This is a genomic window from Pseudomonas sp. RT4P38 (genome assembly GCF_054897765.1).
The window spans coordinates 1,263,742-1,285,120 of the sequence record NZ_CM142703.1 but is presented as its reverse complement, the minus strand read 5'-3'; the positions used below and the strand labels follow the sequence as shown (position 1 = coordinate 1,285,120).

General features: G+C 57.5%; 23 protein-coding genes and 1 pseudogene. 17 read left to right on the top strand and 7 right to left on the bottom strand.

The window, feature by feature from the left end; genetic code table 11:
• Positions 1 to 7 precede the first annotated feature (7 nt).
• Positions 8 to 1,801 (bottom strand): DUF1302 domain-containing protein, encoded by a 1,794-nt coding sequence (locus ACYZT7_RS05915; RefSeq protein ID WP_462040303.1) that lies wholly within the window; start codon positions 1,799 to 1,801, stop codon positions 8 to 10.
• 789 nt (positions 1,802 to 2,590) lie between these two features.
• Here ACYZT7_RS05915 and ACYZT7_RS05910 point away from each other — a divergent pair.
• From ACYZT7_RS05910 to ACYZT7_RS05900, 3 genes are all read left to right on the top strand, one after another.
• Positions 2,591 to 4,807, top strand: a complete 2,217-nt coding sequence (locus ACYZT7_RS05910; RefSeq protein ID WP_462040302.1) for an S-type pyocin domain-containing protein — start codon at positions 2,591 to 2,593, stop codon at positions 4,805 to 4,807.
• An 11-nt stretch (positions 4,808 to 4,818) separates the two neighbouring features.
• Positions 4,819 to 5,085 (top strand): bacteriocin immunity protein, encoded by a 267-nt coding sequence (locus ACYZT7_RS05905; protein WP_462040301.1) that lies wholly within the window; start codon positions 4,819 to 4,821, stop codon positions 5,083 to 5,085.
• A gap of 228 nt (positions 5,086 to 5,313) precedes the next feature.
• Positions 5,314 to 6,081 (top strand): N-acetylmuramoyl-L-alanine amidase, encoded by a 768-nt coding sequence (locus tag ACYZT7_RS05900; protein WP_462040300.1) that lies wholly within the window; start codon positions 5,314 to 5,316, stop codon positions 6,079 to 6,081.
• Between the two features lie 76 nt (positions 6,082 to 6,157).
• Here ACYZT7_RS05900 and ACYZT7_RS05895 read toward each other — a convergent pair whose 3' ends face one another.
• The 3 genes from ACYZT7_RS05895 to ACYZT7_RS05885 form a co-directional block, all read right to left on the bottom strand.
• A complete protein-coding gene (locus ACYZT7_RS05895) occupies positions 6,158 to 7,069 on the bottom strand; it encodes an SDR family oxidoreductase (protein ID WP_462040299.1) in 912 nt (303 codons plus the stop codon).
• A 111-nt stretch (positions 7,070 to 7,180) separates the two neighbouring features.
• Entirely contained in the window at positions 7,181 to 8,083 is a 903-nt protein-coding gene (locus tag ACYZT7_RS05890) for an alpha/beta fold hydrolase (RefSeq protein WP_462040298.1), read from the bottom strand.
• Complete coding sequence (locus ACYZT7_RS05885; RefSeq protein ID WP_462040297.1) at positions 8,083 to 8,865, bottom strand: class II aldolase/adducin family protein; 783 nt, start codon at positions 8,863 to 8,865, stop codon at positions 8,083 to 8,085. Before ACYZT7_RS05885 ends, ACYZT7_RS05890 begins: the two co-directional genes overlap by 1 nt.
• A 229-nt stretch (positions 8,866 to 9,094) precedes the next feature.
• Between ACYZT7_RS05885 and ACYZT7_RS05880 the strand changes: the two are divergent.
• Positions 9,095 to 9,385 (top strand): annotated as a pseudogene (locus ACYZT7_RS05880) (LysR substrate-binding domain-containing protein); the annotation flags it as partial.
• Here the strand turns inward: ACYZT7_RS05880 and ACYZT7_RS05875 are convergent.
• Entirely contained in the window at positions 9,366 to 9,821 is a 456-nt protein-coding gene (locus ACYZT7_RS05875; protein WP_462040296.1) for a flavodoxin, read from the bottom strand. The pseudogene ACYZT7_RS05880 and the gene ACYZT7_RS05875 sit on opposite strands and share 20 nt — an antisense overlap.
• 147 nt (positions 9,822 to 9,968) lie before the next feature.
• Here ACYZT7_RS05875 and ACYZT7_RS05870 point away from each other — a divergent pair, with 147 nt between their 5' ends.
• The gene (locus tag ACYZT7_RS05870) at positions 9,969 to 10,445 is read left to right on the top strand and encodes a PAS domain-containing protein (RefSeq protein WP_462040295.1); all 477 of its coding nucleotides are present in this window, start codon (positions 9,969 to 9,971) and stop codon (positions 10,443 to 10,445) included.
• A gap of 54 nt (positions 10,446 to 10,499) precedes the next feature.
• Complete coding sequence (locus ACYZT7_RS05865; RefSeq protein WP_462041745.1) at positions 10,500 to 11,105, top strand: hypothetical protein; 606 nt, start codon at positions 10,500 to 10,502, stop codon at positions 11,103 to 11,105.
• Position 11,106: 1 nt separating this feature from the next.
• Here ACYZT7_RS05865 and ACYZT7_RS05860 read toward each other — a convergent pair whose 3' ends face one another.
• Positions 11,107 to 12,063, bottom strand: a complete 957-nt coding sequence (locus tag ACYZT7_RS05860) for a MerR family transcriptional regulator (protein ID WP_462040294.1) — start codon at positions 12,061 to 12,063, stop codon at positions 11,107 to 11,109.
• 211 nt (positions 12,064 to 12,274) lie between these two features.
• On the opposite strand from ACYZT7_RS05860, the gene ACYZT7_RS05855 reads away from it, so the two are divergent.
• From ACYZT7_RS05855 to ACYZT7_RS05805, 11 genes are all read left to right on the top strand, one after another.
• Positions 12,275 to 12,844, top strand: coding sequence for an antibiotic biosynthesis monooxygenase (locus ACYZT7_RS05855; RefSeq protein ID WP_462040293.1), 570 nt, complete (start codon positions 12,275 to 12,277; stop codon positions 12,842 to 12,844).
• 68 nt (positions 12,845 to 12,912) lie between these two features.
• Positions 12,913 to 13,623, top strand: a complete 711-nt coding sequence (gene folM / locus ACYZT7_RS05850) for a dihydromonapterin reductase (protein WP_462040292.1) — start codon at positions 12,913 to 12,915, stop codon at positions 13,621 to 13,623.
• Positions 13,624 to 13,644: 21 nt separating this feature from the next.
• Positions 13,645 to 14,220, top strand: a complete 576-nt coding sequence (gene folE / locus ACYZT7_RS05845) for a GTP cyclohydrolase I FolE (RefSeq protein ID WP_461968632.1) — start codon at positions 13,645 to 13,647, stop codon at positions 14,218 to 14,220.
• A 2-nt stretch (positions 14,221 to 14,222) separates the two neighbouring features.
• Positions 14,223 to 14,594, top strand: coding sequence for a dihydroneopterin triphosphate 2'-epimerase (gene folX, locus ACYZT7_RS05840; RefSeq protein ID WP_129438421.1), 372 nt, complete (start codon positions 14,223 to 14,225; stop codon positions 14,592 to 14,594).
• Positions 14,595 to 14,661: 67 nt separating this feature from the next.
• A complete protein-coding gene (locus ACYZT7_RS05835; protein WP_008150700.1) occupies positions 14,662 to 14,958 on the top strand; it encodes a DUF1244 domain-containing protein in 297 nt (98 codons plus the stop codon).
• Positions 14,951 to 15,289 (top strand): HopJ type III effector protein, encoded by a 339-nt coding sequence (locus ACYZT7_RS05830; protein ID WP_449643776.1) that lies wholly within the window; start codon positions 14,951 to 14,953, stop codon positions 15,287 to 15,289. The genes ACYZT7_RS05835 and ACYZT7_RS05830 overlap by 8 nt, the downstream gene beginning before the upstream one ends.
• 123 nt (positions 15,290 to 15,412) lie before the next feature.
• Positions 15,413 to 16,663: a 2-aminoadipate transaminase gene (locus ACYZT7_RS05825; RefSeq protein ID WP_462040291.1), complete on the top strand. Its 1,251-nt coding sequence runs from the start codon at positions 15,413 to 15,415 to the stop codon at positions 16,661 to 16,663.
• Between the two features lie 131 nt (positions 16,664 to 16,794).
• On the top strand, positions 16,795 to 17,769 hold the full coding sequence (locus ACYZT7_RS05820) for an amino acid ABC transporter permease (RefSeq protein WP_462040290.1): 975 nt from the start codon (positions 16,795 to 16,797) through the stop codon (positions 17,767 to 17,769).
• A 69-nt stretch (positions 17,770 to 17,838) separates the two neighbouring features.
• Positions 17,839 to 18,567 (top strand): amino acid ABC transporter ATP-binding protein, encoded by a 729-nt coding sequence (locus ACYZT7_RS05815; RefSeq protein WP_156400834.1) that lies wholly within the window; start codon positions 17,839 to 17,841, stop codon positions 18,565 to 18,567.
• A gap of 46 nt (positions 18,568 to 18,613) precedes the next feature.
• Entirely contained in the window at positions 18,614 to 19,441 is an 828-nt protein-coding gene (locus tag ACYZT7_RS05810; protein WP_462040289.1) for a transporter substrate-binding domain-containing protein, read from the top strand.
• Positions 19,442 to 19,503: 62 nt separating this feature from the next.
• Positions 19,504 to 20,790 carry an NAD(P)/FAD-dependent oxidoreductase gene (locus tag ACYZT7_RS05805; protein WP_462040288.1) on the top strand — a complete coding sequence of 429 codons (1,287 nt, stop codon included), beginning with the start codon at positions 19,504 to 19,506 and terminating at the stop codon, positions 20,788 to 20,790.
• 174 nt (positions 20,791 to 20,964) lie between these two features.
• Here ACYZT7_RS05805 and ACYZT7_RS05800 read toward each other — a convergent pair whose 3' ends face one another.
• On the bottom strand, positions 20,965 to 21,348 hold the full coding sequence (locus ACYZT7_RS05800) for a hypothetical protein (RefSeq protein WP_462040287.1): 384 nt from the start codon (positions 21,346 to 21,348) through the stop codon (positions 20,965 to 20,967).
• Between the last annotated feature and the right edge of the window lie 31 nt (positions 21,349 to 21,379).

The window sequence follows — 21,379 nt, the reverse complement described above, 5'->3', positions numbered from 1 at the left end:
AGCCAGATCAGAAGTTCACGCCGAAGCTCAGCGCCAGGAAGTCGCGATCTTCCAGGACGTTGTAGTCACCCCCGAAGAAGTCGGTGTAACTGAGGCTCGCGGTATAGGTGTTGCGGTAGTCGGCATCGACGCCGACGCTGACCGCCTTGGCGCCTTCGTTGAACAGCCCGTTGGGGCCGTAGCCGGCGACGTCATGGGACCAGGACAGGTTGGGCTTGAGGTTGATCCCGCCGATCACGTTGGCGTAATCAAGGATCGCCCGGGCGCGGTAGCCCCAGGAGGTCGAGGTGACGAAGCCGTCGGTATCACCGCGAAAACCGTACTGGCCATAGACCGAGTCACGGCCGTAACGCAATTCGGATCGCGACTCCAGGCCACCGACGTGCACCACCGCAGCTTCGCCAACCAGGGTCAGCCGTTGGGCGCCCAGCACTTGGTCAAAGAAGTGGGTCAGGGTGCTCTGGACCTGCGTCACTTCCTTGCGGCGGTAGCCTTTGTTGTCGGCACCTGGCGTGGTGGCGATAGGCGATGCCGCGCCGCCTGCGATCGGGTTCAGCAAGGCCAGGGTCAGGTCGTTGGTGCTGACTTGCACTGGAGCGTTGGGGCGATAGCTGATCTCGCCGGTCCACGCCGTGCCGGTGGGCAAGGTGGTGGAAAAGCTCGCGCCGTAGAGACGAATGTCTTCCGGGTACTCAAGGTAATACTGGCCGCGACCGAGCATCACGCTCTGGGCCAGTGCCGACCCGGTGCCGGGCGCAATTCTGTTGGCGGTGCCGACGATGGCCGGGATCCGTGCCAGCGTTGTCAGGCCGGCAGTGGTGGTGCCGACCGTCGGGGTACGGCTGTGATAGTTCATGAAGTACAGACCGTACTCGGTGTCGTCCCCGAGCCAGCGCAGCGCCGTCCCCCACTGCCCGGAGTCGCGGGCATCGCGGTCACCACCGCGCGGGACGATCACGCCTTCCCTGCTGACCTCGAAGCCTTGACCAAACGCTGCAGCGATCGGTTGCAACGGTGCGATCGCCGGGCTGGCAACGGTGTAATTCTTGTTGCAACCATCCGCCACCACGTCGTTGCCGAAGAAGGTGCCGCAGTTGTCGACGACAGTCTGGTCCCACTCCAGTTGATAGAAACCTTCCACCGAGAGCTGATCGGTCAGGCCCTGGGAGGCGAACAGCATGTTCACCGGAATCAGGCCTTCCTTGATTTCGGCGCCAGGACGGCGGAACGCTGAAACGTCGATCGGGTTGATGCTGTTGATCGAGTTGCCGATGAAGGTACTTTCACCCCAACTCACCACCTGCTTGCCGGCGCGCACAGTGCCCGGCAGATCGGCGATGGAATAGTTGTGATAGACGAAGGCGTCGAGCAGCTGCGCCCCGGAGGACTTGGCGCCTTCCTTGCGACCACTGTCACTGATCTGCTTGAACTCGCGGTCTTCGTCCTTCAGCTCGAAGTCGTACCAGTACTTGCCGCGGACGAACACACCGGTATCGCCATATTTCAGTTCGAGGTCGTGAATACCCTTGAAAATCTTGGAGAAGGTTTCACCCTTCTTGAAGTTCAGCCGGCCGTCGTCACCGGTCGAAGACTGACCGGTCCCGCGGTTGACGATACCCACCAACGACTTATCGGCATCGCGCATGCCCCAACTCGCGCCGACGGACAACGAGGAGTCAAACGACCCCTCGATTTCGCCAATGTTGAATGAAACAGCCTGCGCCTGGGCACAGCAACCCAAGGCAACCGCAGCGGCGAGCGCTTGCGGCGTGAAGATGGCGCGCATTGTTGTTTTTGTCATGCGTCTTCCCCGGTGAGTGACAGAAGGCCCCACCCTACTGCCGCACGTTGGGAGCGATAAGCGCACCAAGGAGGTATTCGCGATGTAGCTCCAAAGGATGAATGCCCCGATGGGACGGCGTTTTGCGCGGCTTATGGATGGGCTGGATGGGGGATTATCAGTCAGGTGCATAGGGTGTTGTGAACGCAAACCTGTAGCAGCTGCCGAAGGCTGCTACAGGAATGAGATCCCCCATGGAGGGCGGAACTGTTGCCGAGACTGCAACAGTTCATGTCATGAATGGCTATTTTTCCTTTGAGCTCAACCGCTTATTCTTGCCGGGCTTTCACGGCAAACGGCCTGAAAGCACAAGCAATGGCAAGTGACCCGTCCACACCATTGGCGACAGATTTCAGATGAATTGAAGATTTTCGACTCATCGCCCCGTGTTCACTGACGTTGATTTATTGCTCCTTGATCAATCGTCTTACTTTGGCCGCTGCTTTTGCAGCGGCCTTTTTTATGGGCGATTGTTTTGTGGCGCCTTCTCCTGCCTTTTTGATGTTTAAAGCAGTCCTACAAGAAGTTTCCCATACCTGCATAGGAAACATCTTTATGAACAGTGGATAATTTTGCCCTTACTCCTGTTTATCCGAAACCTCTGTCGAATTTCAATGTAAAAGCTCACACATTTATCAGACCCATAATTTCTAATTTCACTGTAACTTGAAACCGCACAAAACGGTTGTTTGCGAAATACTTTCTATAAGTTCGCAAACTTTCTCTGACATCCAGCACATTCACAAGGATATGAATATGCAAAGACCTCCACCTTTTGTATTGACCGAGCCTGTCTGGACAACAGGCGTAGCCCCTCCCGGATTTACTCCTGCACCTCAAACTCCTACTAAAACCTATAACAGCGGAGCATTCGGATTTCCTCCGGGCGCCGGCCGAGTTGTAAGAAAAATAACCCACACCATCGCGACAGCCGAACAAGAATATCAAGCCCAACTAACACAACTGCCACAAATTATTGAGAACGAGCTTACCGCGACAAGACTGAATGGACCCACCAACCCAGTTCCCCCTATTGAGGGAATTGCTCGAGAACTGGAGGTAATTAACAGACTGGCGGCACGCAAGAGGGCCGAGTTCGATAACAAGACAGCAATAGCCAATAGTTATTACGGCTACGACCCAATTGGCAGGCCCTTTCCGGAGATCCTTAAAAAAGGTGTGACCCTGGAGAAACCGTTTCATGCAAACAGTCTTGGAATGCTGGCATGGACCAAGTCCTACAACGCAGCGTATGACGCAAGGCTGTTATCCCAAACAATCCATTCGCTTGAGCAGCGATACGGCAATCTAGTGACAACCCTCACAGCCTTGCAGGCTGCGGAACAAGCGCGATTGGCAGCAGAACAGGAAGCACAACGAGTAGCTGCCGAGCGCGCCCGGATCGCAGCTGAACAGCAACGCCTGAAAGAAATCGCTGATGCGGCACGCCTAGAGGCACAACTTAAAGCGCTGGCTGATTTTCAGGCTCAGAATCAGGCTCAAGAAAAAGCACGAATCGCTCGATTGAAAACAGAGCTGGCCGAGGCGGAAGCTAATGCAGAAGCAGCCGCGCAGCATTTCGCAGCTGAGCAAGCTCGTCTCCAAGCCGAAATGGAACAGCGAATCGAGCAGATACAAAAGCAACTGCAAACAGAAAGACAGAGTCTGGAGACTCGCAGGAAAGTCATTGATACAGCTACCGCCGTGGCTCAACGCCAAGCTCAACTGGCGAATCTGAAAATACGGCAGCAAAAGGAAAAGCAGGCGCAAGAGCGCGAGCGGCAACAGGCTCTTCTAGCGGCAGAGGCTGAGACCCAACGACAAGCCGAGCAGGCACGCCTCCTGACGCAATGGCGAGAGGAAACAGAGGCTCGGTGGCAAAGCCCCTCGTTTGCCAATGTCGGTTCAATGGCGGCATTCGGCCCAACGTTTACCGGCACACTCGGAACATTCGGCGTTAGTCCAGCGACGTCCTTGGCGCTCAGGACCGCGTTACGAGCAGCGGTAGCCGCGGCTATCGCAGCACTCGCATCAGTAGCAGCGCCGGTCCTGGTCGGGTTCGCCGCTCTATTGGCTCCCTCCAGGCTGGGTAATGGTGATCTTTTCTCTGTCAGTGTTCCGCTGTCAGAACTCGCTCCTGATTCAACTGCCGACCTGTATGAACTGGCAGCCGTCGGAGGGGAAATCGACCTGCCGGTGAGACTCGGCTCGAGGACGATAGGCAACAGGGTAGAGATCGTTGTTGTTACCACTGACGGAGTGACAGTACCCGCCAGCGTGCCGGTAAAGCTTGCTCACTTTGACGCGCGCAAGAATGTCTATGTTTCCGGCAGCACCGTCTCCAACGGTCCCGTCATCACCTGGACGCCGCTGGTAGAACCGCAGGATCCTTCAACGGAATTTCCGCTGATCGACACTGACCTGCCGATCTATGAAGGCGCTACCGTCACCCCCGACACAGGGCGAATCGATCCGTTTCCAGAGCTGGATCTCTACGGATTTGGTGGCTTCATCACCGTCTTTCCGATCGAGTCCGGCATCCCTCCGACATTCACGATGTTCAGGGATCGGCGACAGGATCCCGGTGTTGCCAGTGGCGCCGGACAACCAGTTTCCGGAAACTGGTTGGGTGCAGCCTCGACGGGAGAAGGAGCGCCGATTCCGATGCAGATTGCGGATAAATTTCGAGGACGGGAGTTTTCGAGTTTTAAAGCGTTTCGCAGGGCATTTTGGAAGGCAGTGGCTAGCGATGAACATTTATTTGAACAATTTGACCGTATAAACAAAGCTAGTATAAAAAATGGGTTATCGCCAAAACCTCATCAAACCGAACATGTAGGTCAACGGCGAAAATACGAAATCCACCATGTAACACCAATCGACAATGGAGGAGCAGTTTACGACATAGACAATCTGCGCATATTAACTCCAAAGCAGCACATCCAAACTCACTCAAAAAAGAGCTAAGGAGATTAAATATGATGTTAAAAAACAAATTTGAAGATTACACAGAGCACGAATATCTAATCCTTGTAGGCTCGTTATTTGAAGGAGACTACTCATCAGAGGATGAGCACGACAGCATCTTTGAAAACATAATTAGCACCTCTGAACACCCCACCGCATCAGATGTATTGTGCCACCCAGAAGAGGGTGTGGAAGACAGTCCAAACGGCGTAGTAAATATCTTCAAACAATGGCGAGCAGCCAACGGCAAACCAGGCTTCAAACCTGAAGCACAGTAATCCAAACAAAGAAGCAAGCATTCGTGCTTGCTTCTTATACTGCCCATTCGCAGCCAGTATTCATGCGAACCAGTGAGAGACTATCTACCACCTACACACCTCTCGGAAATCGACTACATCGTTCTGTAACAACACGAACCACGTCAACGATTAAGGTTAATGACAAGTCAGCCATTCATTTGTAATTGCGCGCTGACACTAACCTAATTCATTGCGAGCATTCTCTTCATGAAACCCATTGACTACAACAAGTACCGCACCACTAAAAGTTTTAACACTCGCGTACGCTTTCTGATTTTCCACTACACAGCCGGTAACTTCTCCAGTTCGGTCAATGCACTAACCGGCCCGAATGTCAGCGCCCACTATCTGGTTCCCGACATCACCGATCCGAGCTACTTGAAAGCAGGTTATACCGGGCAGGAAGTCTTCAATCTCGTGGACGAAACCAATCGCGCGTGGCATGCGGGTGTCAGTCACTGGGGCAACCGAAGCAATCTCAACGACACGTCTATCGGCATTGAAATCGTCAACCTTGCAACGTTTAGCCAAGGGGTTTTCAACTTTCCGCCGTATCACCCAGAACAAATATCCGCCATTGAAGAGCTGGCGCTGAACATCCTTGAACGCTACCCGGACATCAGCCCGACCCTTGTTCTGGGACACTCGGATATTGCGGTCGGCCGTAAGAGTGATCCAGGGCCGAAATTCCCCTGGCATGCCCTTTACTTGAAAGGCGTCGGTGCCTGGTTCGACGATGCCACCCGAGACACCTATCTGCAGCAATATTGCGAGACCGGCATTCCAGCCCGAACCGAATTGCTCAAACTGTTCAAGACTTACGGGTACGACGTTTCCGGTGCGTCAACCGAACAAGGCTTTACACAACTGGTTAGGGCCTTTCAGTTGCACTTTCGCCCGCAAACGTACGACGGGATCATGGACGCGCAAACGGCAGCGAATCTGGCGGCATTGGTTCACAAGTATTTTCCTTGAAAACCGCTGCAAACCAGACTTCAGGTCCGAGTATTAGAAGTCAGCAAGGTCAAACTCCTGATCTTGCTGATCTCCATCAAAGCGAATACTTCTGCAAATTCCCCATCATTTCCTTCAACGCTTCAACGTTGTCCTTCGGATGCGCCGCGCCTTCGAAATCGCAGATCTGTTGCCAATGTGCCGCCACATCTTCGGGTGAGAAACCGACCCGTGGATCAAAACCGGCGCCGAGGCTTCGTTCCCAGCGGACCTTGCCCATCCAGCCGCCGCCGACTTCAAACAACCCTGAGGTTTCCTGGCAGTTCTCGCTGGCGAGGTACACCACAAGCGGGCTGACCAGCTCAGGTTTGAGTTGTTCAAAGACTTGCGGCGGGATCAGGCCTTCGGTCATGCGGGTGCCGCCGGTGGGGGCGATGGCGTTGACCAGGATGTTGTTCTTGCGGCCTTCGATGGCCAGTGTGCGGGTCAGGCCGTAGAGGCCGAGTTTGGCCATGCCGTAGTTGGACTGGCCGAAGTTGCCGTAAATGCCCGAGGTCGAAGCAGTGAAGATGATGCGCCCGTAGTTTTGCTCGCGCAGGTGCGGCCAGGCGGCGCGGGTGACTTTGTAGGCGCCTTCGACGTGGACGCGGTAAACCAGGTCCCAGTCGCCGTCGTCCATTTTGTGGAAGGTCTTGTCCCGCAGAATCCCGGCGTTGTTGACCACCACGTCGACACGGCCAAAAGCGTCGAGGGCGTGCTGAACGATTTTGTCGCCGTCGGTGACGGAGTCATGGTTGGCCTCGGCGATGCCACCTGCCTCGCGAATTTCGGCCACCACTCGGTCTGCCGACGATGCGTTTGCACCTTCGCCTTGAGCCGAGCCGCCGAGATCGTTGACCAGCACCTTGGCACCCTGTTTGGCGAACAGCAGCGCGTGCGCCCGGCCCAGGCCGCCGCCTGCACCCGTGATGATCACCACTTTATCTTCGAAGCGCACAGACTCATTCATTGGGGGACTCCAGCAGGCCAGGGGACAATGAGTCCGAGTGTCAGGCACGGCGATGCGGGTCACAATGAACTGGGGTGAGGCTGAATGGTGCGCAATAAGGCTGGGGGATAATCAGGAGCAGGCGACCCTGCGCGACGTTGAACCCAGCTGATCGCGAAACTCCAGATAGTGCTTGAGCACCTGCCCAGGCGCCTCGGTCTGAGGGTAGTGGCCAATGCCGGGCAACAAGACCGTGTCCGGATTCGGAATCAGTTCCCGATAGCGCGCGACCATGTGCGCGCCGGAGATCGGATCGACTTCACCATCGATTACCCGCAACTGCACTTCTCCACGTTGCATGGCTGCGACCCAACGCTCGCGCTGGGCACGCCGCTCAGGGATGTAGGCGATCAATTTGTGCATGATCCGTGGCCCGTGATTGCTCTCGATCAGGCTCCAGAAATCATCCATTTCGCTCTCGGTGGGACGGCTCTGCGGACCGAAGATCTGCCGGAAACTCTTCACCAGACCGTCACGGGAAAAGGCTCGCCCCATCATCCAGCCCAAGGGGCTGAGCAGGAGTTTTTGCATCAGTATCGGGCGATGGGTTTCGGGAAAGAGGCCGCCATTGAGGAACACACAACTGGCTATATCAATGCGCGCTTCGTAATGCCGGGCCAACAGTTCCTGGGCCACGCTGTCGCCATAATCGTGGGCCAACAGGTGCACCGGCTGCTCGACGTTCACGTGTGCCAGCAAGGCCTGTTGCAGATCGGCTTGCTCCAGCAGGCTGTATTCGTGGTCCACCGGTTTGGCGGAATCACCGAAGCCGAGCATGTCGCAGGCAATTACCCGATAGCGCTGGGTCAACGGCTGCCACAGGAAATGCCAGTCCCAACTGGCGGTGGGGAAGCCATGAATGAGCAACAGTGGCTCACCCTGCCCCGCCGTCCAGTAACGGATGGTCTGGCCACGGAATACGAACGTCTGGCCGCGCTTGCGCCAGACACTCAGGGGGATCTCGGCGAGAGGCATTAGCGTTTATAACCCGGGTTTTGTTTATCGAGTTTGCGCAGCAGCGCTGGCCAGGCCAGTGCGCCGCCCATCCCTTGAGCGCTTTTGGTGACGCCGGCGATCATCGCCTTGGCGCCCGCCAGAATCTGCGGTTCGATGGCGATCAGTTCGGCGCCACCGTTCTGCGCCAGCACCTGGATATCGCAGGCACGCTGGAAGGTAAACATCATCAGGAACGTGTCGGCGATGGTAGCGCCACAGGTCAGCAGACCGTGGTTATGCAGCATCAAAAAATTGTTTTCGCCAAGGTCGGCTTGCAGTCGCGCCTTCTCTTCATGGTTTAGCGCAACACCTTCGTAGGCGTGATAAGCCAGGCTGGACAGGACAAACAACGACTGTTGACTGATCGGCAAAATGCCTTGTTTCTGCGCCGATACCGCGACACCCGCCGCGGTATGGGTGTGCAGCACGCAGACGACATCGTGACGAACCTCGTGCACCGCGCTGTGGATGGTGTAACCCGCCGGGTTGATCTCGTAGAGGCTGTCCATCAACTTGTTGCCAGCCTGATCGACTTTGACCAGGCTCGACGCGGTGATCTCGTGAAACATCAACCCGAACGGGTTGATCAGAAAGTCTTCGGTACCGGGCACCTTGGCCGAGATGTGGGTGAAAATCAGATCATCCCAACCATGCAGGGCGACCAGACGATAGCAGGCAGCGAGGTCGACACGGGTCTGCCATTCGGCGGCGCTGACCTGGTCTTTGACACTGTGTGGTGATTGGGCGGGGGCTACGTTCACGGCAAGGAACCTCTAATTTTTATTCTTGGGGTTTCTATTGTTTACCGACGTTACAGCAGTCTAGTCACGCCCCGGGAATCGTGTAGTTGCATTGGCAGCCAGCTTGATGGCCTAGCGAGTCAGTACGCCAACGACGCTGGATCCACGTCAAAGTACTGCCGCCAACAACGATGCGGCGAACAGGTTCAGCAGCCCCGTCAGAACCATGACTAACCCCGCCACCAAACATTTGCTGCAAGCCTGCCAGCAGCTGGGATTAACGCCCAAGGAAGGTAGCCGCAGCGGTCAGGCGGATTTTCTCGCGGCGCTGGTGGCCGCGGGTCAAGGTGTGGTGTTGTTGCCCCACGTGGTCGCTCGCGGGCTGGTGCGGCCAGGCGTGGTGCGCCCGACGTTGAACGCGCCGAGCTATCTGCGTTGGGACATCGCCTTCATCTGGCGTCAGGGCGCGTACCTGTCAAAAGCCGCGCAAGCCTGGCTCGCCTTGCTGCGCGAGCGGCCGGTCAGCTCCGCAGAGCGCTGACCAGCTCCGCCAGCCAAGGCTCGGCGTCGGTTTCCGGCGTCACGCTTTCACTGGCGTCCAGGCGCAGCATGGGCAGGACTTCGCGTATGCCCAGTTCGCCGAACAATTCGCGCATCTGCTCACCGCCGCCGCAGAAGGTGTCGCCATAGCTCGCATCGCCGAGGCCGATTACCGCGCCCGGCAAGCCACGCCAGGCAGCCGGCAACTGGTCGCGAATTGCGAAATACAACGGTTGCAGGTTGTCCGGCAACTCGCCCATGCCAGTGGTCGAGGTCACCGCCAGGAAGGCTTCGGGGCCAAAGGCCTGAACATCGGCGAGGCTCGCACGCGGGTTGTGCCAGGCTTCGAAACCCGCGGCGTTCAAAATGCTCGCGGCGTGGCGGGCGACTTCTTCAGCCGTGCCGTACACCGAGCCGGAAAGGATGGCGACTTTCATCAATCTGATCCTGAAGCTGAGTAAAAAGACGGGGATATTAACAGCCGTGGCAAAAAAGCTGCGATTGACTCTCAATTAACGCTGATGGTCAGTAGACAGTGCTTCTTTTAGAATGCATCCCACAATCAAATTGGAAAGGACTCTCCGATGATTAACGCCCAACTGCTGCAACTGGTGATCAACGCTTCCAACGACGGCATCGTGATTTCCGAAAAGGAAGGCGAGCAGGACAACATCCTGATTTACGTCAACCCGGCATTCGAACGCCTGACGGGTTACACCAGCGAAGAAATCCTCTACCAGGATTGCCGTTTTCTTCAGTCCGGAGACCGCGACCAGGAAGCTCTCCCATTGATTCGCGAGGCGTTGAGCAGCGGCGGTTCCTGCCGGGAAATCCTCAGGAATTACCGCAGGGACGGCACGCCGTTCTGGAACGAGCTGTCCCTTTCGACGGTGAAGAACCCGAGCGACGGGCAGACTTATTTTGTCGGTGTGCAGAAAGACGTCACCGTTCAGGTCAAGGCGCAGCAGCGAGTCGCGCAGTTGGAGGCGCAATTGGCTGAGGTCCAGGCCGAGCTTGCCGCACTAAAAGCGACGAACGGCGAAAACAAAACCAAGAATTGAATGTCATTAACTACAATCACCGGTGACTTTGTAACTTTTTCTGTCGAGCAGATCATGCAACGCGACGCACTCCTGACCCAGGATGAGCTGGATTTTATCCAGAAAATGCAACACAACCCGCAACTCAATGTGCGGGATGCGACGTCGAGCCTGCTCGTCAACGGTGGTTCACAGATTCGTGACCTGCTCACGCGCCTTGCCGCTCATGAGCAAGTCACCATTCAGGCCAACTTCGAAAATCAGCAAATGACCTTCCCGCTGCACCTGGTGGAAGACGAATTTCACGCAATGCATTTACGCCTCGGCGTCCCCAGCATCTATGAAGACGGACCGATGGTCCGGCCATGGCGCCTGGTACTCGAAGAACCGGTAGCGCTGGAGAATGCCAATGGCCAGCCCGGTACGATGTGGGTGCACGAAGTGTCGTTCAAAGGGGTCTTGCTGGAAGTTCGCAACAAGACCAAACCGCCCAAACATTTCGCCTTGTGGTTCAGCCCGTCTGGCTATGAGCGCATCGCGTTGCGCGGCACCTTCGAGAAAGAAACCGCGAACGGCTTCTTTGCCTATCAGTTGAATCAGGGTGACAAGGACGAAACCGAGCGTCTGCGCCAGTACATCCTTCAACAGCATCGGCTGACGCATCCGGCCATGCATCTCTGATTCAAGTGTCCAGGTTGCCTGTCAGGAACTGTTTCAGACGCTGACGCATGACCACTCCCTCGTTACCCAGACATCCAACCGACGATCCAGCCAGGTTCTCCTGCACCAGATCGGACGCATCCCCCGCCAGCATCAACTGACAATCCAGGCTCAAGGCCAGGCGATTCAAACGCCGTGGCAACTTGAGCGCAGGCGCGTGATTGGAAACCAGCACCAGCGCCTGGGGCTTGACCCTCTCGCAGACCAGAGTCAATTCATCGAATGGCTGACCGATAGCAAGCACTTGAATGGCCGAATCGACACTGCTCAGAAACAGCGCTGTTACCAGCAGTTCGAGTTCACGACACTGATCGTTCAGGGCGCAGACAATCACCCGTCGCGGCTGCATGACACGCACGAGTAGCAGTCGCTGCAACACTCGAGAACGCAGAAAACCATCCAAGAAAAGCCACTCACTGGTCTGACCGAACGCGTCATGGCGCTGCAGCAATTGCTTCCAGAGTGGAAGCAGAATGTCCTGAAACACGACAGTCAGAGGGTAATTGGAAAAGATCTGTCCATAGACATGCTCCAATCGAACCTCGTCAAAGGCACTCACCACCACCTGAACTTGCTGCTGCCATTGCGTGTAGTCAGCTTGCGCGAGTTCATTCGGGATGATGTGCGACAGCGTTTGAAGCGGTGCAATCCTGGCCAGTATCTTGCCGACTCTACTGACAGCAACGCCGCGCTCGATCCAGCCGAGGATGCTGCGAACCCGATCGATATCGGTCATCGAATACAAGCGGTGCCCACTTTCGGTGCGCGCGGGCTGTATCAGCCCATAGCGGCGTTCCCATGCGCGTAGTGTGACCGGGTTGACTCCGGTCAGGCGCGCCACTTCGCGAATCGGAAACAGTTCCTCTTTGAGAGGAACACCGGGCTGCAATCCCGGGACAACGTCAGTCAGGACAGGCATTTTAAAGGTCTACGTCCATGTATAAATTGGATCCCATTCTACCTCTCCTGCCCCCACACCCTTCAAGACGTTAATGGCAATGAATATCACTGACGTACCCGGCAGAATCAGGAATAATCCTTGCTTGTTCCAAGACGCAGCCCACCACCCCGGCGCTGCGCCTGGCGAAACTCCTATCCGGAGCGACGCGATTGTCATACGGAGATACACAATGTCTACCTCACCCGTCACGCTGATGGTTGCGCGCCGCGTCGCCGATGGGCGTTATCAAGACCTGATCGCCTGGTTGCACGAAGGCGAACAACTGGCCACCGATTTTCCCGGCTACCTCGGTTCTGGCGTGCTCGCTCCGCCGCCCGACGATGACGAATTCCAGATTATCTTCCGCTTCGCCGACGAGCAGACCCTGCACGCCTGGGAGCATTCTGTGTCGCGCACCACCTGGCTCGGACGCGGCAGCGACTTGTTCGCCCACCCAACGGAACATCGGGTCAGCGGCATCGAAGGCTGGTTCGGCGCGGCCGGCCAGCGCCCACCACGCTGGAAACAGGCCGTGGCGATCTGGTTGGCGTTCTTTCCGGTTTCCCTGCTGTTCAACTTTGTCCTGGGGCCGTTGCTGGCGGAAACGAGCCTGCTGAGCCGTGTGTTCATCAGCACCCTGTGCCTGACGCCGCTGATGGTCTACTTCTTCATTCCGCTGTCGACTCATGTGCTGGCCGGCTGGCTGAACACCACGCCGCGTCGGCGCTTGCCCGTCGAGCCCACCACCCAAAATCACTGATCCTTACAAAAGCCACCTTACGGCTCGTCGCTGGTATAGTTTTGCTCTTACCGCGACGCGAGCCGTTCATGACCTCTTCCGCAGCCCCGATCCTCATCACCGGTGCCGGCCAACGTGTCGGCCTGCACTGTGCGCAGCGTTTGCTTGAGGATGGCCAGCCGGTGATCTTCAGCTACCGCAGTGAACGCCCCGGTGTGCAAACCCTGCGCGACCTGGGGGCGACCGCAGTGTTTGCAGACTTCTCCACTGAAGCCGGGATCGTCGCGTTCATCAGCGAACTGAAAAACCACACCGACAGCCTGCGGGCGATTGTCCATAACGCCTCCGAATGGCTGGCCGAAACCCCCGACACCGACGCTGCGGCCTTCACCCGCATGTTCAGCGTGCACATGCTGGCGCCTTACCTGATCAACCTGCACTGTGCCGACATGCTGCAACGCTCAAGCCCCGCCGACATCGTGCACATCGGCGACGACGTGACCCGCAAGGGCAGCAGCAAGCACATCGGCTACTGCGCCAGCAAAGCCGGGCTCGACAGCCTCACCTTGTCCTTCGCCGCGAAATACGCGCCGACAATCAAGGTCAACGGCATCGCGCCAGCCCTGCTACTGTTCAACCCTGACGACGACGCGGCGTACCGCGCCAAGGCACTGGCCAAGTCCGCGCTGGGTATCGAACCCGGCAGCGAAGTGATCTACCAGAGCTTGCGCTATTTGCTCGACAACCCTTATGTCACCGGCACGACCCTGACCGTCAACGGCGGACGGCACATCAAGTAAGCTGTCCCGCGAGGATGCTCCATGACGTTATCCCTGCCCCAGAATTCCCTGTCCCAGAGCTATCGCGAGATCCTCATCGGCCTCGGTGAAAACCCCGACCGCGAGGGCCTGCAAGACACCCCGGCTCGCGCGGCAAAAGCCATGCAGTACCTCTGCCATGGTTACGAGCAAAGCGTCGAAGAGATCGTCAACGGCGCGCTGTTCGCTTCTGACAACGATGAAATGATCATCGTCGACAACATCGAGCTGTACTCGCTCTGCGAACATCACATGCTGCCCTTCATCGGCAAGGCGCATGTGGCTTATATTCCAACGGGCAAGGTGCTGGGCCTGTCGAAGATTGCGCGACTGGTGGACATGTTCGCCCGTCGCCTGCAAATCCAGGAAAACCTCACCCGGCAAATCGCCGACGCGGTGCAGCAAGTGACCGGCGCGGCGGGCGTCGCGGTGGTCATCGAAGCCAAGCACATGTGCATGATGATGCGCGGCGTCGAGAAACAGAATTCGACCATGAACACCTCGGTGATGCTCGGCGCCTTCCGCGACTCGAGCAACACCCGCCAGGAGTTCCTGCAATTGATTGGACGGAGCAAGTAGCAATGCCACAACTTCAACCAGGAACGGCACGCATCCGGGTCAAGGACCTGTGCCTGCGGACCTTCATCGGCATCAACGAGGATGAAATCCTCAACAAGCAGGATGTGCTGATCAACCTGACCATCCTGTATGCCGCTCAGGAAGCGGTGCGTGACAACGACATCGATCACGCACTGAATTACCGCACCATCACCAAGGCGATCATCGCCCACGTGGAAGGCAATCGTTTCGCCCTGCTCGAACGCCTGACTCAGGAAATTCTCGATCTGGTCATGGCCAACGAGTCGGTGTTGTACGCCGAGGTCGAAGTCGACAAGCCCCACGCCCTGCGATTCGCCGAGTCGGTGTCGATTACCCTGGCCGCGAGCCGCTGACCGCGTCTGGCGCATTGCTCGTCAGACTTTTATCATCCGCGCACGATTTGATTGCACAGAGCCCGCCATGACCGATCAACAACGCCTGGAACTCGAAGCCGCCGCCTTTCGCCGGTTGGTCGCCCACCTGGACAGCCGCAAGGATGTGCAGAACATCGACCTGATGAACCTCTCCGGTTTCTGCCGTAACTGCTTGTCCAAGTGGTACAAGGCCGCTGCCGATGAACGCCAGATCGAGGTCAGCCTCGATGACGCCCGCGAAGTGGTTTACGGCATGCCGTACGCCGAGTGGAAAGCCCAATACCAGCAAGAAGCCAACGCCGAACAACAAGCGGCGTTCGCCAAAGGAAAACCCAATGAGTGATTTGAACACCCTGCGCACCCGCCTCAAGAGCGGCGAACACGTTTTTGCCGACACCCTGGCGCTCATTGCCGCCGGCTACGACTACCAGCCTCAGGCTTTCAACAACGGCGGCGTGGAAAACGCAGCCGGGCAGAACGAAGGCTCGTGCAAGACCCTGGGTCTGGCGCTGCTGGAAGGTCTGAGCGATGAAGAAGCGCTGTTAGCGTTTGGCGAACATTATCGCTCGGTGGTGGCGACGCCTGAAGGCAGCGACCACAGCAATATCCGCGCGTTGATTGCTCATGGTTTGGCTGGAGTGAAGTTCACTCAGCAGCCGCTGACTCGTCGCTGACTCCACGCCCACCCAACACATCCCGACTTTTAAGATTGACCCGGCGACTTTATTTCGTTTGCCGGGCACCTCTGCTCACGGCTTAGATAAAAAGAAGCATCCCTTCTTCAGAGTCGGTCATCCATGAGCAGCGAAACCATCAGCCAGTCGATCAACATCGTTCACCCCGTCACGCTCAGCCACGGCAAAAATGCCGAGGTCTGGGACACCGATGGCAAACGCTACATCGACTTCGTCGGCGGCATCGGTGTATTGAACCTCGGCCATTGCCATCCGCGCATCGTCGAGGCTATTCGCGAACAAGCCACCCGGCTGACTCACTACGCGTTCAACGCCGCTCCGCATGCGCCCTACATCGAACTGATGGATCGTCTCACCGCGTTTATTCCGGTGGACTACCCGGTCAGCGGCATGCTCACCAACAGCGGCGCGGAAGCAGCGGAAAACGCCTTGAAGATCGTCCGAGGCGCGACCGGCCGCACGGCCGTCATCGCCTTCGATGGCGCCTTCCATGGCCGCACCCTCGCCACGCTCAACCTCAACGGCAAAGTCGCACCTTACAAACAGAAAGTCGGTGTGCTGCCGGGGCCGGTGTTTCACTTGCCATACCCGAGCAAAGATAACGGCGTGACCTGCGCCGAGGCCCTGAAGGCCATGGACCGTCTATTCAGCGTCGAGATCGACATCGACGACGTCGCCTGTTTTATCGTCGAACCGGTGCAAGGTGAAGCTGGCTTCCTGACGCTGGACGTCGAGTTCGCCCAGGCGCTACGCCGCTTCTGCGATGAAAAAAACATCCTGCTGATCGCTGATGAAATCCAGTCCGGCTTCGGTCGCACTGGTGAGCGTTTTGCCTTCTCGCGACTGGGCATTGAACCCGATCTGATCCTGCTCGCTAAAAGCATTGCTGGCGGCATACCACTAGGCGCGGTGGTCGGGCGCAAGTCGCTGCTCGACACCTTGCCCAAGGGCGGACTGGGCGGCACCTATTCAGGCAACCCGATTGCCTGCGCCGCAGCACTGGCAACCCTGGACGAGATGACCGATGCGAACCTGCACGCCTGGGGCTCGCAACAGGAAGAAGCCATCGTCAGCCGCTATGAAGCCTGGCGCGCCAACAAGCTTTCCCCGTTTCTGGGCCGCTTGACCGGCGTTGGCGCGATGCGCGGTATCGAACTGATCAATCCCGACGGCACACCCGCCTCAGCGCAGTTGACCCAATTGCTGGCCCTGGCCCGCGACGCGGGTTTACTGCTGATGCCCAGCGGCAAGTCGCGAAACATCATTCGGCTGCTGGCACCGCTGACTACCGAGGCAGCGGTGCTGGAGGAAGGGCTGGACATCCTCGAGGCCTGCCTGGCGAAGCTTTCCTGAAAAGCAAACTACGATCAGGGACTGACATAGCGAATTATGTTCGCTTGTAGTCCCCGATTTTGCGTCGCAATACTGACCAAATACCCCTTTTACCAAGCGAGATCACTACCACCTACAAGCCTGAGGCAGTCATGTATCACGACAATATAATTTATAAAAAAAAGTCCAATGATCCTCAATTCCTGCTTGGCGTAGCCGTGGTGCTGTTTCTCGGCTCCTACTTGATGAACCTGGGTAACAGCGCCCTCAGTCATTTCCTGCATCCGCTGTTGGGCAATGCTCCGGACAACCTGACCGCTCGCAATATCGCAATAGGCTTGGCGATTGCCGCACTGGGCACGCTGAATTTTCACGTCCTCGGACGCTTGAAATTCAAGGTGCAGACCACCGTGGTATGGATCGAACTGCTGATCCTGTTCCTGGCGTTCTTCGACACCTTCGACCTTTCCTACAGCTTCATCCTCGACAAGATCAGTTTCCTGATCATCCAGGGCGCCGCGACCACGCTATACATCTCCGCCGTGGCGATCGTGATTGCCTTCGTGCTGGCGTTGATCGGTGCCGTGGCCAAGCTGTCGAACAACGGCCTGGCCAACGCCATCGCCTCGTTCTACACCTCGTTTTTTCGCGGTGTTCCGCTGCTGATCCAGATCTACCTGATTTACCTCGGGCTGCCGCAACTGGGTTATGTGGTGGACGCGGTGCCGGCCGGCATCCTCGCGTTGTCGCTGTGCTACGGCGCCTACATGACCGAGATTTTTCGTGCGGGCATCCAGAGCATTCCGGTGGGTCAGTGGGAAGCCTCACGAGCCCTGGGCATTAGCCCGTTCAAGACCCTGAGCCGGGTGATCATGCCGCAAGCCTTGCGGGTGATCATCCCGCCCACCGGCAACCAGTTCATCGCCATGCTCAAGGACAGTTCGCTGGTGTCGGTGATCGGCGTTTGGGAATTGATGTACCTGGCCAAGACCCAGGGCCGCGCGGACTTCCGCCACCTGGAAATGCTGATCACCGCCGCGATGATTTACTGGGCCCTGTCGTTCATCCTCGAACGGGTGCAGGCGCGGATCGAAAAACGGGTCAACCGATCCATTGCCAGGGGTTGATGCGTGATAACTCGAACCAATACCGCTGAACAACTCAACCTTGCGCCTGCTGCGAAACCCCGTCCTTCAATGATTTCCATCACCGGCCTGAACAAGTGGTACGGCGATTTTCACGCGTTGCGCGATGTCGACCTGAACGTCGCCACGGGCGAAATCCTGGTGGTGTGTGGGCCGTCAGGCTCGGGCAAGTCGACGATGATTCGTTGCATCAACCATCTGGAGAATTTCCAGAAAGGCCATATTCAGGTCAACGGCATCACCCTCACCAGCGAAGCAGAAAGTGTCAGCGCGGTGCGCCGGGAAATCGGCATGGTGTTCCAGAGCTTCAACCTGTTCCCACACTTAAGCGTGATGGACAACCTGACCCTGGCCCCGCAACTGGTGCAAGGCGTGACATCTGCCGAGGCGAAGAAGCGCGCTCAGGTCTACCTGGAGCGGGTGCGAATTGCCGAACACGCTGACAAGTACCCTTCGCAACTGTCCGGTGGTCAGCAGCAACGCGTGGCGATTGCCCGGGCGCTGTGCATGAACCCCAAAGTGATGCTGTTCGACGAACCCACCTCGGCCCTCGATCCGGAAATGGTCCACGAAGTGCTGGACGTGATGGGTGAGTTGGCCACCGACGGCATGACCATGATTTGCGTAACCCACGAAATGGGTTTTGCCAGCAAGGTCGCCGACCGCGTGCTGTTCATGGACCAGGGCCAGGTCATCGAACAAGCCACCCCTTCCGAGTTTTTCAACAATCCGCAAACCGAACGCGCACAGAAATTCCTGTCACAGATCATTGGTCACTGAGCGCCGCTTTGCCCCTTCATAACAATAACGATAAGTGGAGATGGACATGGTCAGCAAAAAACACGTAATCGCAGCCGCAATGTCGCTGGTGTTCGTCGGCGTCGCCAACGCTGGAGCCGTACTGGACAAAATCCAGAGCAGTAAAACAATGACCGTCGCCACGTCGGCGACCTGGCCACCCCAAGGGTTTATCAACGACAAGAATGAAATCGATGGGTTTGATATCGACGTTTCCAAGGAGATCGCCAAGCGTCTCGGCGTCGAGGTCAAGTTCATCACCCCTGATTGGGACGTGATCACCGCCGGCAAGTGGAACGGGCGCTGGGACATGTCCGTGGGCTCGATGACCGCCACTAAAAGTCGCGCGCGAATTCTCGACTTCCCCGCGACCTACTACTACGTGCCCTATGTGTTTGCGGTACACAACAAATCCACACTCACCGACCACAAAGCTCTCAATGGCAAAACGATCGGTGTCGAAGGCGGCACCACGTCCGAGGATTACCTGAACCAGGCGCTGGCCATCGAAGCGACGGACCTGCCCCCCGTCACCTACGACGTACAGACCAAAAAGATGAAAACCTATGCCGGCTCCCTTGGACCGTTGGATGACTTGCGACTGGGCGATGGCGTTCGTCTCGACGGCATCCTCACTCAGCGCAGCACGCTGGAAGCGGCCATCAAGAAAAATTACCCGCTGCGTGCGGTCGACAACGGCGTGGTGTTCTACGAACCCCTGGCCATTGCCACCGACAAGGGTGACGCGGAATTGAAGGCCAAGCTCGGTCAAATCATCGGCGAGATGCACAAGGACGGCACGCTGACCAAGCTGTCGACCAAGTGGTACGGCGTGGATTATTCGACCGTCAAGTAAGCCAATCCCCAGATCGCATGCCTGGCGCACCTGCGCAGGCTGCGATCTTTTAAGGATTCACCATGTATAACATCCCCACCACCTGGTATTCCCAAACCTCGCTACCCCGCGCGGCCAGGACCGAACTGAGCACTGACGAAACCTGCGACGTCTGCATCATCGGCGCCGGGATCGCGGGCCTTACTGCCGCCCTGGAGCTGACCCGGCGCGGCAAACGCGTGATCATCCTCGAAGCCCAACAAGTCGCCTGGGGCGCGTCCGGTCGAAATGGCGGCGTGGTCTCGCCGGGCTGGGCTGAAGGGTCGGGAGCGATCCGCAAGAAACTGGGACTGGAACAGGCCAAGGCGCTGTTTCAAATGTCGGTCGAGGGTGTGGAGATTGTCCGCCGCAACATCGCCGAACTGGCATTGCCCGGTTGCGATCCATCCGCCGGCACGATTCGAGTCAAGCGTTACGACGACAGTGCTGGGGTGAAAAACCACATCGATACTATGCACCGCGACTTCGGCTATGAACTCAACTACCTAGACACCCCTCAGGTCCGCGAGCGGGCCCACACCCTGCGCTATTTCCAGGGCATCGAGGATCCGAAGGCGCTGCACTTTCACCCGCTGAACTATTGCCAGGGCCTGGCCCTCGCCATCGAAGCGGCTGGAGGGCAGATTTTCGAACAATCAAAAATGCTGGCCTGGCATCGCGAAGGCGCCGATAAAATTGTCCAGACCGCTCACGGCACCGTGTGCTGCCAGGACCTGGTGTTCTGCGCTGGCGGTTACGGCGGCCCGGAGTTGCAAAAACTCAGCCGCGCCTTCCTGCCCATCGCGACCTATGTGGTGCTGACCGAACACCTGGGCGACTCGATCAAAAACGTCCTCGACTCCGGCGCCGCGTTCTCCGACGACCGCCGCGCCTCGGACTATTACCGCGTGGTCGAAGGCGATCGCCTGCTCTGGGGCGGACGCATCACCACCCGCAACGAACAGAACGAAAAAGCCCTCGCCACCATGCTCAAGGCCGACATGGTGTCGGTCTATCCACAACTGGCCCCGGTCAAAATCGAATTGGCCTGGTCCGGCCTGATGGGTTACTCCACCAACAAGATGCCCAACCTGGGATTGCTGGAACCGGGCGTCTGGGCCTGCACCTCATTTGGTGGCCATGGCTTGAATACCGGCTCGATTGGCGGCCGGGTCATCGCCGAAGCGGTGTGTGGAGAAAGTGTACGGTATCAGTTGTTCAAACCGTACCTGCTGGACTGGAATGGCGGGCCGTTCGGACGCGTTGCCGCCAATGCGATCTATCAATCGCTGAAGCTCATGGATTTTGTCCAGGAGAAATTGCGCGGCTGATCGCAATCGACTTCGGCGACGCAAAAACCTGTGGGAGCGAGCTTGCTCGCTCCCACAACGGCCGGTGTCGGCCATGCATCTTTGTTCACCGGCCACAAAAAACCGGCCGGAGGACTTGTATCAAAGTGCATAGATAGAGTTTTGGCAATCTAGAACCCCGGTTTACGGGGCCTCTTAGCTTCCTGTGTTGCGATGTGGATTCATCTGTTGGGCAAGGTGGCGCAGGAAGGCGTTGCCGGCAAGCAACTGCTCCCGCTCACTCAACAGCATGAACACGGGCGATAGGTTCTCGCGGTAAAGAACTGCGTCGAGCAACTGGCTGCGGCGGAACACGGCCTTACCCGACTCGAGGTCTGGATAGACCTCGATGGGGCTCCTGACGAGGTGAAAAACAAGATTCTTCGCGAACGTCTTTTGCGCAATGCTCGGAAACGTGGCATTGGAGCTTGGGTTCTTTCGCAAGCTGAACTGGTCGCAGCCCGACTTGGCCGCACGAGCATCAGCCTTACTGCAAGATCTCTTTATCAAGGCGAACTGAGCGACGAAGACAGTTTTCACACAGTCTCGGCCAGAAGGGCGGTTCGAGTGC